Here is a 13,698-nt window from a genome sequence, read left to right as displayed (position 1 = left end):
GTCCCCGTCCCGCCCGCCATCCCTGCGACGAATACGGCGAGTTCGGCCGGAGCGCAACCGAGCGGCCGTTGAAGCCGGCGCCGATCCGTTCGACGTGTCCGTTGCCCCCGGCAAAGTCGTGTGCTCGACGCCTGCACCCCCGTAAGATCGGTGATCTCGTGGGGGAGGTGGTCATGGGTAAACGGCGCCCGGGGACGCCGACGTTGGAGGAGGTGGCCGCCCACGCCGGGGTGGGACGGGGCACGGTCTCCCGCGTCATCAACAACGCCGCAGGCGTGAAGGAGTCGACACGCCGGACGGTGCAGCGGGCCATCGAGGAACTGGGCTACGTACCCAACCTCGCCGCCCGCTCCCTGGCCGGGAGAGGGGCCGACGCCGTTGCCCTGGTCATGACGGAACCGGACTGGCGGCAGTTCGCGGAGCCCTTCTTCTCCGAAATCGTCAGCTCGCTCGGGGACGCACTGTCCGACACCGGCATGCAACTGCTGCTGACCCTGGTGCGCTCGGACGCCGAGCGGCAGCGTTTCCTCGAGTACGCGCGCGGCGGCCGGGTCGACGGCGTCCTGCTGATCTCCGTGCACGCCGGCGATCCCCTGCCGGACATGCTTGCCGAGGCCCGGCTGCCGACCGTGCTGCTGGGGCGCCGCTCCGGCGACGAATACGTCAGTTACGTCGACGTGGACAACGTCGGCGGAGCCCGCAGCGCCGTCTCCCACCTGCTCCAGCGAGGTCGCAGAGCGATCGCCACCATCACCGGGCCGACCGACATGTACGTGACGCAGTGCCGAGTGCGCGGCTACCAGGAGGCTTTGGCGCTGGCGGGCGTGGAGGGCAAGCAGACCCTCGTCGCCGAGGGCGACTTCACCGCGGAGAGCGGACGCCGCGCCATGGCCGAACTCCTCCGACGGCATCCGGAGATCGACGGGGTTCTCGCCGCGTCGGACACGACGGCCGCGGGAGCCCTGGAGACGCTGCACGCGGCCGGACGCCGGGTGCCCGAGGACGTCGCCGTGATCGGTTTCGACGACTTCCCGCTGGCCCAGCAGACCACGCCCCGGCTGACCACGGTGCGTCAGCCGATCGAGGCGATCGGGCGGGCCATGGTCCGGCTGCTCCTGGAGGAGATGGAGGAGGGTGCCGTGGCCTGGCGGCACGTCATCCTCCGTACGGAGCTGGTGGCGCGCGAGTCCACCTGATCGCGCGAGTCCACCTGATCGTCGCTGGGCGAAAGTTTCGGGGAGCGCTCCCAATATCGGCGCACCGAGCGGTGTGTGCGCCTCTGAACTGCGCTCTCCGAATCAATTCACCGACTTCACGCCGACACTCTTGTCATGAACCTGAACCGACTCTAGTGTCCGTGCCGACCCGAGGGAATGGGAGCGCTCCCAATCCGACTGTGGGAGCGCTCCCCCATCCCCCCACCCCTCCGAAGAGGATCCGCATGCGACCTTCAACGCACCACGCGCGCGGCGCGCGGGGCACACTCGGCGTGCTGCTCACCCTGCTCGTCTCGCTCGCCGCGCTTCTGACCAGCGCCTCCGGAGCGCAGGCAGACACCACGATCTGCGAGACCTACGGCTCGACGACCATCCAGGGCCGCTACGTGGTCCAGAACAACCGCTGGGGCACCAGCGCCACCCAGTGCATCAGCGTGAACGACTCGGGATTCAGGATCACCCAGGCCGACGGATCCGTCCCCACGAACGGCGCCCCGAAGTCGTACCCGTCCATCTTCAACGGCTGCCACTACACCAACTGCTCCCCCGGCACCAACCTTCCGGCCCAGCTCAGCACCATCTCCAGTGCGCCCTCCAGCATCTCGTTCAGCTACGTCAACAACGCGGTGTACGACGCCGCGTACGACATCTGGCTCGACCCGACGCCCCGCACCGACGGAGTGAACCGGACCGAGATCATGATCTGGTTCAACAAGGTCGGATCCGTCCAGCCCGTCGGCTCCCTCGTCGGCAACGCCACCGTGGGCGGCCGCAACTGGCAGGTGTGGTCCGGCAACAACGGCTCGAACGACGTGCTGTCGTTCGTCGCGCCGTCGGCGATGGCGAGCTGGAACTTCGACGTCATGGACTTCGTCCGGCAGGCCGTCTCCCGCGGACTCGCGCAGAACAACTGGTACCTGACGAGTATTCAGGCGGGCTTCGAGCCCTGGCAGAACGGGGCCGGGCTCGCGGTCACCTCGTTCTCCTCCACCGTCAACAAGGGCTCCTCCGGCCCGGGAACGCCCGGTGGCGCGACGGCCTGCAAGGTGGCCTACGCGACGAACGCCTGGCAAGGCGGCTTCACCGCCGACGTCACCGTCACCAACACCGGCACCACCCCTGTCAGCGGCTGGAAGCTCGCGTTCACCCTCCCCTCCGGGCAGCAGTTCACCAATGCCTGGAACGCCACCCTCTCCGGGTCCTCCGGAGCCGTCACGGCGAGCAGCGTGAGCCACAACAGCGAGCTGGCGGCCGGCAGCCAGGCGACCTTCGGGCTCCAGGGCACCTCCAGCGGCACCTTCACCAAGCCCTCCGCCTTCAGCCTGAACGGCACCGCCTGCACCACCGCGTGAACCACGCCCGCCTCCCGGGCCCGTCCTGTTCACCGACGCGCTGCGGCGGGAGACGCCTGACACGCACTGCGCGACATCGGCGCCTTCCGCTGCAGGGCCGCCCGTGCGAACACGCACTGGTCGATGAACCGTCAGGCTCCGACGGGTTCAGGGGTCTGGCAGCGTCTGGAGATCGACATCGGTCTTGAATCAGCTCTGCCCGAGAGCCGTGCGCAGAGCCAACGGCGTGGCAGCCGCCCACGCCTGCGGGGTGCACGCGTGCGGGTAGGGCACCGGGCCGTCGGTTGCGGATCGGGCGTATCCGGCGATCACCTCGGGCAGACGATGGCCGTGCCTGGTCGCCGCGGCGACCAGGCCCTCGGTGACGGCGGTGACTTCCGCGTCCAGTCCGTACCGGGCCAGGCCCAGGGCGATGATGGCGTTGTCGTGGGGCCAGGCACTGCCGCGGTGGTACGACAGCGGGTGGTAGCGCCGTTGGCCCGCGGCCAGCGTGCGGATGGCCCAGCCGGAGAAGAAGTCCGGTTCCAGGAGGCGCCTGCCCGTACGTCGGGCGTGGTCCTCGGGGAGGATGCCTGACCACAGCAGGTGCCCGGCGTCCGAAGCCAGGACGTCGACCTGTCGGCCGTCTCCGTCCAGGGCGAGGGCCGGGAAGTCGGCCCGGGGCATCCAGAAGTCCGTGAGGAAGCGGGCTTGCAGCCGGTCGGCGGCCTGCCGCAGGCGCTGTGCGTATCGCGGGTCCTGCCAGATGTCACGGGCCAGACGCGCGGTGCGTACGAGTGCGTCGTAGGCGTATCCCTGGGCCTCCGAGACGGCGATGGGCCCCTTGGCCTGGGTGCCGTCGGTGAAGCAGACGGCGCCGTCCGAGTCCTTCCAGTTCTGGTTGATCAGTCCGTCGGGGTCGGGGTGGTAGACGAGGTAGCCGTGCCGGTCGAGGCCGCCGTCGGTGAGCATCCAGTCGACGGCACGCCGGGCGTGCTGTTCCAGGCGGACTGCCAGGGAGCGGTCTCCCGTTGTCTCGTAGTGGGCGTGCAGCAGGACGAGGAAGAGAGGCGTGGAGTCGACGGAGCCGTAGTAGCGGCCGTAGGGGATCTGCCGGAAGTGGGCGAGCTCGCCGTGACGGGTTTCATGGACGATGCGTCCGGGTTGCTCGCCGCTGAAGGCGTCGTAGCGCTCCCCCTGGGTCGCGGCGAGCGCGCTGAGCGTCGCGGCGGCGGTCCCGGGCCGGTAGGGAAGCAGGAAGTACGACGTCAGCAGGGAGTCGCGGCCGAAGAGAGTGAGGAACCACGGGATTCCCGCGGCCGGGACGTGCACCTGCTCGCCGTCGACGCCGGTGACCGGGATGGTCAGCAGGTCCAGGTCGGCGAGGCCGCGTTCGCAGGCGCGGCCGAGGTCGTCGGTCGCCGTGGACGGCCGCCGTCGCGGGTGCGGCACTGCTGGGGGACCGTCCGGCAGACCGGGCGGGTGGGCACGGACGGTGAGGTGAAGGTCCGCCTCGCCGTGGCCGTCGAGCTCCATGTGCCAGGTCAGGGTGCGCATGGTGGACTGCGGGGCGTCCTCGGCGGGAGCGAGGGCGTGGGGGGCCGGGTCGCAGGTGAGAGCCGTGCGGGCGTGCCAGTCGGCTCGCCGGTAGTCGAACAGCAGCCCGTCGCTGGTGGGATGGACTTCGTGTCGGCTGTCGGCCTTGGTGTAGTGGCGGTCGTCGGCACGCAGTTCGAACAGGTCGGCGAAGTCGGCGTCGACCGTGAGGTCGATGCGGGCGGTGACCGGCTCGGGGCGGTTGCTGACGAGACGCAGATGCTCGGTCAGGGTGCCGGCGGTGACGGTCTGGCTTCGGAAGACGGTGTAGGCGGGCGGGTTGTCGCGGGTGCCCGCGGGCGTCAGGACGCTGGTGGCGGTGTCGTCCGTCTGGGCCGTGGCCGGCATCAGGGGGACGGGGCGGGTGGAGTCCACCGTGAGCTGCCAGCGGCTGAGGTGGCGGCCGTCGTGCAGGAAGAGCCCGTCGGGTGCGGTGCCGTGGGTGCCGGTGATGCCGCCGTCGGTGCGCAGCCGGGCGAACGTGGCGTCGCGCACGAGTTGGATATTGGTGTCGGCCGCGGTCATGGTGTGGGCTCCTCGGGAGCGTGGTGCAGCAGGTCGAGGGCGAGGGCGGCGGTCCAGGAGAAGCGGCTTGCGCCGCGGGCCGCTCCGGTCACGGGGTCGAGGTACTCGGCGAAGCCTGACGCGCCCGCCTGCGTGAGGTACTCGCGCTTCAGGCGGTGGGCGTCCTGGTGGTAGCCGTGGGTCCGCAGGCCGCGGTGGATCAGCCACGCCGTGTTGAACCAGGCCGGGCCGCGCCAGTAGCGGGTGGGGTCGAAGGCGGGAGCCATCAGGTCGTAACTGGGGACGAGCCGGGTGCCCTGCGCCTTGAAGTGCGGCCCGTCGAGGGTGCGGCGCAGGCCGGCGACCACATGGTCAGGCAGGTCGGGCACGATGAGCGGGATGAGCCCGGTGACACTGCGTTCGTCCACCAGGGTGTCGTCGTGGAGGTCGCGCACGCGGAACAGGCCGGAGTCCTCGTCCCACAGCCGGGTCACCATCCGGTGGGTCAGTTCCGCGGCGCGTGTCGTGTGGGGTGCGCTCCTCCCGCCCAGTTCTTCGGTCAGGGCGGCCAGCGCCAGTTCGCTGACGACGAGCAAAGCGTTGAAGGTGGGGTCCTCCACCGCGAAGGAGCGGGGTGCGGTGGCGTCGTCGTAGCCCGCGTCCCGGTAGTCGGTGGCGAGGCGGACGTAGCGGCCGTAGTCCAGGTCGGTCGGTCGCTCGGCGGGGTGGCCGTGGTCCAGGTCGGCGCGCTGGAAGGTCTCGGGCGGGGCGGGTGCGACTCGTTGGAGGGCCGCGTCCCAGCAGGGGCTGTTGTCCATGCCGGGTTCCCAGGGGTGGACAACGGCGGCCAGGCCGGCGCCGCCGAGGTCGCGTCGGGTCACGAGGTAGTCGTGCCAGGCGGCGAGCCGGGGTTGGACGCGGGCCAGGAAGCCCCGGCGCCGCGATTCCTCGGGATCCGCCTGGTGCACGAGCCAGGCGGCCAGCGCGTGCACGGGGGGCTGGACGATGCCCGACGTTTCCTGGCCCGCCGGTGCGCCGGCCGCGCGGCCGGCCCGGGAGGACTGCCAGAAGTCGGGGCTGGGGAAGTAGGCGTCATGGGGCACCGCGGGGTTGAACACGATGTGCGGGATGCGTCCGTCGGTCCACTGTCCGGCGAGCAGGGATTCCAGCTCCTGCTGGGCGCGGCGGACCGAGAGGTGGCGCAGCCCGATGGCGATGAAGGCGGAGTCCCAGCTCCACTGGTGGGGGTAGAGGGTGCGGGAGGGGACGGTGGAGGTGCCGGTCCAGTTGTCGAAGAGGACCCGCGCCGCACCGCTCCGCAGTGTCAGGGCTGCGGAGGCGGTGGGCGCGGGCCGGTTCAGGAGGGTCGTCACGCGCCGGACCTCTTGAGGAAGGCGGGGACGGAGCGGACGGCCTCGACGGGGTCGCCGGTGAGGCGGCATTCGAGGGCGAGGTAGCCGTCGTAGCCGATGGTGTGCAGCGCGCCGAGCCAGGCGGGCCAGTCGAGGTGGCCGGCGCCGGGCTGGAAGCGGTTGGAGTCGGAGACCTGGGCGTGGCCGATGACGTCGGCATGGGCGAGGATCGCGGCGGCGGGGTCGGCCTCCTCGATGTTCATGTGGTAGCTGTCGATGCCGATGCGCACCGAGTCCAGGCCGGTGGCGCGGATGAGGTCCGCGGCCTGCTCCAGCCGGTTGACCATGTGGTCCTCGTAGCGGTTGAGCGGCTCGAGGAAGAGGGTGACGCCTTGCGCGCGGGCGTGCTCGCCCAGTTCCGCGAGGCCTTCGAGGAGGATCTCGCGGTCCTCGGCCTCGCTGCGGGGCGGTTCGAAGGGCGGCAGGCGGCGCGAGAACATGCCGTAGGAGGCGGGGGTCTGCGCGCCGAGACCGCCGATCTCGGCGATGACGGTGAGCTGGGACTTCATCTGGGTGAGGGCGTCACGGCGCTGTCCGGCGTCGAAGGCCGCGAAGAAGTGCAGCATGTCGACGCACACGGTGGGCATGACCACGCCGTCCTTGCGGGCCTGACGCAGTTCGTCCAGGCGGGAGGCGAAGTGGAGGTCGCCCTTGCCGCGCAGTTCGATGCCGTCGTAGCCGGCCTGCTGGGCGAAGTCCCATTTGGCTTGCAGGGTGTCTCCGGGCAGGAGTTGTTCCTGCGCTGCGGTCTTGAGCATGAGGGGCCTTTCGAGACTTTCAGAATTCCAGTACGACCTGCAGCGCCTCGGCGGGGCGCTCGTCCAGCAGGACGTAGGCGTCTGCGGCGGAGTCTGCGGGCACGACGTGGCTGACGAGGGACGCGACGTCGATCTGTCCCTCGGCCACCAGGCGCAGGAAGGTCTGCTGGAGGCGCTCGACGGTCCAGCGGTGGGCCAACTGCGGGGGGACGCCGCCGATCTGGGAGCAGATCAGCTGGACACGGTTGTGGTGGAACTCGTCGCCCAGCCGCAGGCCGATGCCGTCGCCCTGGTAGAAGCCGGAGGCCACGACGCGTCCGCCGACGGCGACCGAGCGCAGGGCCTCGTGCAGCGCCGGATAAGCCCCGCTGATCTCAATGGCGAGATCGGCGCCGAGGCCTGCGGTGGCCTCGCGGATGCGTTCGGCCACAGCGTCGGTGCGGGCGTTGAGGGTCTGCTGGGCGCCGTGGTGTTTGGCGGTCTCCAGGCGGCCGTCGAGGGCGTCCACGGCGGTGACGCGGGCGCCGTTGAGCTGGGCCAGGCGGGTGGTGAGCAGTCCGATGACGCCCTGGCCGAAGACGGCGACGTCCTCGCCGACGTGGATGTCGCCCGCCAGGACGGCGTTGTAGGCGATCGCGCCGACCCGGGCGAACGCGCCGGCCAGCGGTTCGAGTCCGGCGGGAAGCGTGTGGCCGATCATGCGCTCGGCCGGGACGATGCCCTCGCTGCGGTGGCCCCAGATGCCCCAGACCAGATCGCCCGGCTCGGGCAGGCCGGGGGTGCCGTCCAGGTCGGGGGCGACCTCGACGACCTCGCCGACCTCGGAGTAGCCCCAGCCGGCGACCGGGTACTCGATGCCCGCCGCGCCGTCCCGGAAGAGGCGTGCCTCGGGGTCCCAGGTGCGGGTCAGGTAAGGATTGGTGCCGCGGTAGGCCGTGAGTTCGGTACCGGCCGAGATGCCCGAGTAGCGGGTGCTGACTCGGAGGTGACCGGCGGGTAGGGCGGCTCTGACCTGCTCGGTTACCTCCACCTGGCGAGGGCCGGTGAATTGGACGACGCGTTCCACGGATGACTCCGGAAGGGTTGCGGGTGCGGTTGCGTCGACAATAACCGCAACTTATGTCTTGTCAACAAGCAAAAGTGATGCTGAGATGCCTGCGCAGTAGACGTAAGTCGGAACGAGGACACGCAATGCGCACCAAGAGCCGGCGATCCAGCGTGATCGCGGTGGGCATCACCGCAGCCCTGTCAGTCGGGCTGCTCACCAGTTGCTCCAGCAGCACGGGACCCGGAAAGCCCGACCGGGAGATCACCGTCTGGTCCCAGGAGAACCTTCCTGACCGCGTCGCGGTCACCGAGAAGATCATCAAGGGGTTCGAGAAGAAGACCGGCATCAAGGTCCATCTCGTCGGCGTCGACGAGGGCCAGATGCCCCAACTGATCATGTCGGCCGCCGCCTCGGGCACCCTGCCCGACGTCATCGGCGCCGCCCCGATGGGTCAGGTCTGGCAGATGTACAGCAACGGCCTGCTCAACACCGACATCCCCCACCGCATCATCGGCGAGCTGGGGCGCAAGACCTTCAACGCGAACGCCCTGGAGCTCACCTCCGACGGCGCCACCAGCCTGGGCGTGCCCTCCGACGCCTGGCTGCAACTGCTGGTCTACCGCAAGGACCAGCTCGCCGAGAAGGGCCTGCCCGCCCCGGACACCTACGCCAGAGCGACCGCCGCGGCCAAGGCGCTCACCACCAAGGGCCGCTACGGCATGTCCGCGGCCACCGACCCGAGCGACGTCTTCACCTCGCAGAGCTTCGAGAGCCTCGCCCTGGCCAACGACTGCCAGTTGGTCGACGACCAGCACACGGTCGCCCTGGACTCCTCCCGGTGCCGCACCGCGTTCTCCACCTATGACGAGCTCGCCCGCACCTACGGCGCACCGGGCACCCAGACCGTGGACTCCACCCGCGCCACCTACTTCGCCGGCCAGTCCTCGATGATCATCTGGTCCTCGTTCCTGCTGGACGAACTCGCCGGCCTGCGCAAGGACGCCCTGCCGAGCTGCCCGCAGTGCAAGAAGGACTCGCAGTACCTGTCGCACAACAGCGGCATCGTCACCGCGATGAAGGGCCCCGACGCCGCCGAACCGGCGCAGTTCGGCGAGATCACCTCATGGGTGACCACGAAGACCGCCGAGACCGCGGCCTCGCGCGCGTTCATCGAGTACATGATGGGCACCGGCTACGAGTCGTGGTTCGGCATGGCGCCCGAGGGCAAGATCCCCGTCCGCAACGGCACCGCCGCACAGCCCCGTCGCTACCTGGACACCTGGCGGCACAGCAAGATCGGCGTCGACACCAAGAAGCCCTTCGACCAGGTCTACCCGCCCGGCCTGCTCAACCAGCTCGCCGCCGGCGTCAGCCACATGCGGCGCTGGGGCATCACCCAGGGCGAGGGCGCCCTCGTCGGCGCCACCAACGGCGAACTTCCCGTCCCCAAGGCCATCGGCGCGATGACCAGCGGACAGATCTCCCCCTCCGAGGCGGCCCACGAAGCCGACGACGACGTCGCCGCCCTGCAGAAGTCCCTCCAGTAGCCGCCCGCATGCACGTCACAAAGGTCTCTTCATGACTACAGCACCAGCCGGCGCACCGCAGCGCCGGGACACCAGCACCAGGTCCGCGGACCGGCCCGCCGAGCGCCGCCGCCCGATGACCGCGAGCCGCCGCGCCAACCGCGCGGGCCTGGCGTTCGTCTCCCCCACGTTCGTCGTGGTCCTCGTGGTGGTGATCCTGCCCATCGCCTGGACCGTGCTGCTCGCCTTCCAGCACGCCAAACTGGTTGACATCCAGGGCATGGGCCTGTTCGGCAACTGGACCCTGGATAACTTCAGCCAGGTCTTCGACTCGGCCGGCTTCTGGCAGAGCCTGACCACCACCCTGATCTACACCATCGGCTCCACCCTCGGCTCCGTCGTCCTCGGGCTGATCGCCGCGCTCGCCCTGCGCAAGCCGTTCAAGGGCCGCGGACTGCTGCGCGCGGCGATGCTGCTGCCCTACGTCGCGCCCGTCGTCGCCGTCGCCTTCGTGTGGGAGGTCGCCCTCAGCCCGCAGTACGGCGTGGTCAACGACTGGGGACGCCGCCTGTTCGGCTGGGACGACCCCATCGCCTTCCTGTCCACCCGCCAGTACGAAGTCCACCTGCTGGGCGTGCACTTCGACATCCCGCTGGCGCTGCTGACCGTCATCGCCTTCGAGTGCTGGCGCTACTTCCCCTTCGCGTTCCTGTTCATCCTGGCCCGGCTCCAGGCCGTGCCCGACGGACTGGAGGAGGCCGCGCTGGTCGACGGCGCCACTCCCACGCAGCGCTTCCGCCACATCCTGCTGCCGCAGCTCATGCCCGTCATCGCCCTGCTGTGCGTGCTGCGCTTCATCATGACCTTCAACAAGTTCGACGACGTCTACCTGCTCACCGGCGGCGGAGCGGGCACCGACGTCGCGGCCGTACGCGTCTACGACTTCCTCACCGCCCGCTACGACGTGGGAGCGGCCGCCGCGCAGGCCCTGGTCCTCGCTGTCTCGCTCATGATCCTTCTGGGCTTCTACTTCAAGTTCTTCGCCAACAAGGTTCAGGAGGAGTCGTGATGACCCGCGCTCAGTTCGAGGACCGCCTCTTCGGCGTACTGCGCTGGATCGTCATCGCCTTCCTCGCGGTGATCACCCTCCTGCCCTTCTACTACATGCTGCTGCTGTCGCTGAAGCCCATCGACGCCCTGCTGCTCGACCCCGGGTCGCTGTGGCTGTCGGCGAAGGACTTCACCCTGACCACCTATCGCGACGTGCTGCGCTCCACCGACGACGGCGGCCAGGGCTTCGTGAAGTTCCTGCTCAACTCCGCGCTGGTGTCGCTCGGCACGGTCGCCCTGACCCTGCTGGCCGCGGTGCCCGGCGCCTACGCGGTCAGCCGCCTGAAGTTCTTCGGCCACCGCCAGGTCAGCGCGCTCTTCCTGGCCGTCTACCTCTTCCCGGCGACCCTGCTGGCCGTCCCGCTGTTCGTCATCTTCGCCAAGCTGCACCTGTCCTCCAGCCTGGTCGGACTCGCCATCGTCTACGTCGCCCAGACCGTGCCGGTGTCGATCTACATGCTGAAGAACTACCTCGTCACCATCCCCTACTCCATCGAGGAGGCTGCGGCACTCGACGGTTGCAGCCGCCTGCAGACGGTGCGCAAGGTGATCCTTCCGCTGGCCCTGCCCTCCCTCATGGCCACCGGCCTGTACGTCTTCATGATCGCCTGGAACGAGTTCCTCTTCGCGCTGCTCTTCCTGGCCGCGGACCCCGACAAGTGGACCGTCTCGCTGGGCCTCGCCCAGTTGTCCAACGGCGTCGAGGTGCCCAAGACCGTCCTGATGGCCGGTTCCGTGGTGCTGACGATTCCCGTGGTACTCCTGTTCTTCGCGGCCGAACGCCTGCTCACCGAAGGTTTGACCAGTGGTGCCGACAAGAGCTGAGAACACGGGGGACCAATTGCTGCCAGCGAATCAGGTCAGTGCGGGAGAGGTGCTGCAACTCATCCGCAGCGGACGCGCCAACACCCGCGCCGACCTGCTGCAGGTCACCAAGTTGTCGCGATCGACCATCGGCCAGCGTCTGGACGTCCTCAACCGCGCGGGGTGGCTCAAGCACACCACCGGCTCCTCCACCGGCGGCCGCCCCTCCCAGAAGATCGTCTTCGACCCGTCCCACGCCGCCGTCATCGCCGTCGACCTGGAGACCCGGCATGCCCGGGCCGCCGTCCTCGACCTCGCCGGCACGATACTCGCCGAGCAGACCGGGCCGATGCTCATCAGTGACGGCCCCGACGACGTACTGGACAAACTGGCCGGCTGGTTTCCGGAGCTGATCACCGCGGCCGGGGTGGACGCCGGGCACATCTGCGGCATCGGCGTCTCCGTCCCCGGCCCCGTCGAGTGGGCCACCGGCCGTGTCGTCCAGCCGCCGATCATGCCCGGCTGGGACCAGTACCCCGTCCGGGAGCGGCTGCAGAAGGCCTACGCCGAGCACGTCGGCCCCAGCATGGAGAGCGGCCCGGTCCCCGTCTTCGTCGACAACGACGCCAATCTCATGGCGCTCGCCGAGCACCAGGCCAACCACCGCGACTGCACGGCGTTCGTGCTCGTCAAGGTGTCCACCGGCATCGGCGCCGGCGTCGTCGTAGGCGACCAGGTGTACCGCGGCATAGACGGCGGAGCGGGCGACATCGGCCACATCCGCCTGCACGACCGGCCCGACGCACTCTGCATGTGCGGTTCGCACGGCTGCCTGGCCGCGGTGGCCAGCGGCCGCGCGATCGCCGGACACCTGTCGGCCCTGGGCATCGCAGCGGCATCGGCTTCCGACGTCAAACGACTGCTCGCCGAAGGCCAGCCGGACGCCATCCGGCTGGCCCGCGAGGCGGGACGACGGGCCGGGGAGGTCCTCGTCACCGTGGTCAGCCTGCTCAATCCCGGAGTGCTCATGATCGCCGGTGAACTCTCCGGGGCGCCCTTCATGACCGGCGTCCGCGAACTGCTCTACCAGCGGGCCTTCCCTCGCGCGACCGCCAACCTCCAGGTCGTCACCTCACGGCTGGGCGACCACGCGGGCGTCATCGGGGCGGCCGCCATGGTCGTGGAGATCCTCTACTCCGCCGCCCGCGCCGACTCCCGCCTGGCCGCCCTCGCCCCGTGAACGCCCCTTCACCGCACCATCCGAGCATCACCAGGCCGCCCGTGCGCGGACCTGAGCACAGACAGGACACCTCGTGACCACCCCCGCCACTTCCTGGACGCACAAACCCGTCGAGGTCGGCCTCGTGGGCGCCGGGCCCTGGGCGCGCGCCATGCACGCCCGCATGCTCGCCGCCGGACCTGAGACCCGCCTCGCCGCCGTGTGGGCCCGCCGTCCCGAGGCCGCGCAGGAGACCGCGGCCCCCTACCGCGCACACGTCGCCGCCTCCTACGACGACCTCCTCGACCGCTGTGAGGCCGTCGCCTTCGCCGTGCCACCAGCCGTTCAGGCCGAACTCGCGCTACGGGCCGCCCAGGCGGGCAAGGCCCTGCTCCTGGAGAAGCCCCTGGGCCCCGACCTGGCCGCCGCCGAGCGCGTCGCCGAAGCCGTGCAGGAAGCAGGGGTCGTCTCCCAACTGGTGCTGACCAAGCGTTTCCACCCGGCCACCGAGGCCTTCCTCCGGGCCGCTCGCACCTTCCCCGTCACGGGCGCACGCTCCTGCTACCTGCACGGTGCCTTCCTCGGTGGGGAGTTCGCCACCGGCTGGCGCCTGGAACACGGCGCCCTGCTCGATCTGGGCCCGCATCTCCTCGACCTCCTCGACGCCGCCGTCGGCCCCATCCACACCGTGCGCGGCACCGGGGATTCGCGTCGCTGGATCGAACTCACCTGTGAGCACGAGAACGGCGTGGTCAGCCAGGCGTCCCTCTCCGGCGCGGTCGCGGTCCCCCGGGCCGTCACCCGCGTCGAACTCTATGGAGCACAGCAGCCCTTGGCCTACGACACGGCAGACATCGACCACGAGGAGTGCTGGCCCGTCCTGCGCCGCGCCTTCGCCACAGCGGTACGCACCGGCCGACCCGGCGAACTCGACGCGGCACGCGGGCTGTACCTCCAGCGCCTCATCGAACAGGCCTCGCACCCCTACAGGAGGTTGGCCCAGCCGAGTTAGTTGCCGGCGTGGCACCAGGCGGGCAGGTCGAGCGGGCCCTGCCGGGTCGGCGGCGAGGACGATGGCGCGCCGTCGAGCGGTTCCCGCAGGCGGAGCAGCAGCGTGACCCGGAGCAGGCCGGTCCCGCCGACGGTCGGATCTCGGGTACGCCGGGCAGGGCC

At 70.2% G+C, this 13,698-nt stretch carries 11 protein-coding genes; 7 read left to right on the top strand and 4 right to left on the bottom strand.

Annotation, left to right across the window (positions count from 1 at the left end; genetic code table 11):
• Nucleotides 1–173 precede the first annotated feature (173 nt).
• Both AOJ26_RS18680 and AOJ26_RS18675 read left to right on the top strand, forming a co-directional pair.
• Entirely contained in the window at nt 174–1,196 is a 1,023-nt protein-coding gene (locus tag AOJ26_RS18680) for a LacI family DNA-binding transcriptional regulator (RefSeq protein WP_053849449.1), read from the top strand.
• Nucleotides 1,197–1,441: 245 nt separating this feature from the next.
• Nucleotides 1,442–2,569 (top strand): GH12 family glycosyl hydrolase domain-containing protein, encoded by a 1,128-nt coding sequence (locus tag AOJ26_RS18675; protein ID WP_053849448.1) that lies wholly within the window; start codon nt 1,442–1,444, stop codon nt 2,567–2,569.
• Nucleotides 2,570–2,758: 189 nt separating this feature from the next.
• Here the strand turns inward: AOJ26_RS18675 and AOJ26_RS18670 are convergent, their stop codons facing one another.
• Genes AOJ26_RS18670 through AOJ26_RS18655 form a run of 4 tightly spaced genes read right to left on the bottom strand, consistent with a single transcriptional unit; the run spans nt 2,759 to nt 7,884 of the window.
• Nucleotides 2,759–4,669 (bottom strand): glycogen debranching N-terminal domain-containing protein, encoded by a 1,911-nt coding sequence (locus tag AOJ26_RS18670; RefSeq protein WP_053849447.1) that lies wholly within the window; start codon nt 4,667–4,669, stop codon nt 2,759–2,761.
• The gene (locus AOJ26_RS18665) at nt 4,666–6,021 is read right to left on the bottom strand and encodes an MGH1-like glycoside hydrolase domain-containing protein (RefSeq protein WP_053849446.1); all 1,356 of its coding nucleotides are present in this window, start codon (nt 6,019–6,021) and stop codon (nt 4,666–4,668) included. The genes AOJ26_RS18670 and AOJ26_RS18665 overlap by 4 nt, the downstream gene beginning before the upstream one ends.
• Entirely contained in the window at nt 6,018–6,818 is an 801-nt protein-coding gene (locus tag AOJ26_RS18660) for a sugar phosphate isomerase/epimerase family protein (protein WP_053849445.1), read from the bottom strand. The genes AOJ26_RS18665 and AOJ26_RS18660 overlap by 4 nt, the downstream gene beginning before the upstream one ends.
• A gap of 19 nt (nt 6,819–6,837) precedes the next feature.
• The gene (locus AOJ26_RS18655) at nt 6,838–7,884 is read right to left on the bottom strand and encodes a zinc-dependent alcohol dehydrogenase (protein WP_053849444.1); all 1,047 of its coding nucleotides are present in this window, start codon (nt 7,882–7,884) and stop codon (nt 6,838–6,840) included.
• A gap of 125 nt (nt 7,885–8,009) precedes the next feature.
• On the opposite strand from AOJ26_RS18655, the gene AOJ26_RS18650 reads away from it, so the two are divergent.
• From AOJ26_RS18650 to AOJ26_RS18630, 5 genes are all read left to right on the top strand, one after another.
• The gene (locus AOJ26_RS18650) at nt 8,010–9,413 is read left to right on the top strand and encodes an ABC transporter substrate-binding protein (protein WP_053849443.1); all 1,404 of its coding nucleotides are present in this window, start codon (nt 8,010–8,012) and stop codon (nt 9,411–9,413) included.
• A gap of 31 nt (nt 9,414–9,444) precedes the next feature.
• Entirely contained in the window at nt 9,445–10,461 is a 1,017-nt protein-coding gene (locus AOJ26_RS18645; RefSeq protein WP_053849442.1) for a carbohydrate ABC transporter permease, read from the top strand.
• Nucleotides 10,461–11,327: a carbohydrate ABC transporter permease gene (locus tag AOJ26_RS18640; protein ID WP_053849441.1), complete on the top strand. Its 867-nt coding sequence runs from the start codon at nt 10,461–10,463 to the stop codon at nt 11,325–11,327. Before AOJ26_RS18645 ends, AOJ26_RS18640 begins: the two co-directional genes overlap by 1 nt.
• Before the next feature lie 19 nt (nt 11,328–11,346).
• A complete protein-coding gene (locus AOJ26_RS18635) occupies nt 11,347–12,546 on the top strand; it encodes an ROK family transcriptional regulator (protein WP_053849456.1) in 1,200 nt (399 codons plus the stop codon).
• A gap of 73 nt (nt 12,547–12,619) precedes the next feature.
• Nucleotides 12,620–13,537, top strand: coding sequence for a Gfo/Idh/MocA family protein (locus AOJ26_RS18630; RefSeq protein WP_053849440.1), 918 nt, complete (start codon nt 12,620–12,622; stop codon nt 13,535–13,537).
• The last annotated feature ends 161 nt before the right edge of the window (nt 13,538–13,698 follow it).

Source organism: Streptomyces sp. NRRL B-24085 (assembly GCF_001282115.1).
In the GTDB taxonomy this organism is placed as follows: domain Bacteria; phylum Actinomycetota; class Actinomycetes; order Streptomycetales; family Streptomycetaceae; genus Streptomyces.
The sequence above is the reverse complement of the archived record's forward strand: the minus strand, read 5'-3'. Positions and strand labels throughout refer to the sequence as shown.

What these genes read in the sequence shown, in the direction of transcription:
- AOJ26_RS18645 (WP_053849442.1), top strand. Translation starts at nt 9,445, where the DNA reads ATGACTACAGCACCAGCCGGCGCACCGCAGCGCCGGGACACCAGCACC.
- AOJ26_RS18680 (WP_053849449.1), top strand. Translation starts at nt 174, where the DNA reads ATGGGTAAACGGCGCCCGGGGACGCCGACGTTGGAGGAGGTGGCCGCC.
- AOJ26_RS18670 (WP_053849447.1), bottom strand. Translation starts at nt 4,669, where the DNA reads ATGACCGCGGCCGACACCAATATCCAACTCGTGCGCGACGCCACGTTC.
- AOJ26_RS18650 (WP_053849443.1), top strand. Translation starts at nt 8,010, where the DNA reads ATGCGCACCAAGAGCCGGCGATCCAGCGTGATCGCGGTGGGCATCACC.
- AOJ26_RS18660 (WP_053849445.1), bottom strand. Translation starts at nt 6,818, where the DNA reads ATGCTCAAGACCGCAGCGCAGGAACAACTCCTGCCCGGAGACACCCTG.
- AOJ26_RS18640 (WP_053849441.1), top strand. Translation starts at nt 10,461, where the DNA reads ATGACCCGCGCTCAGTTCGAGGACCGCCTCTTCGGCGTACTGCGCTGG.
- AOJ26_RS18675 (WP_053849448.1), top strand. Translation starts at nt 1,442, where the DNA reads ATGCGACCTTCAACGCACCACGCGCGCGGCGCGCGGGGCACACTCGGC.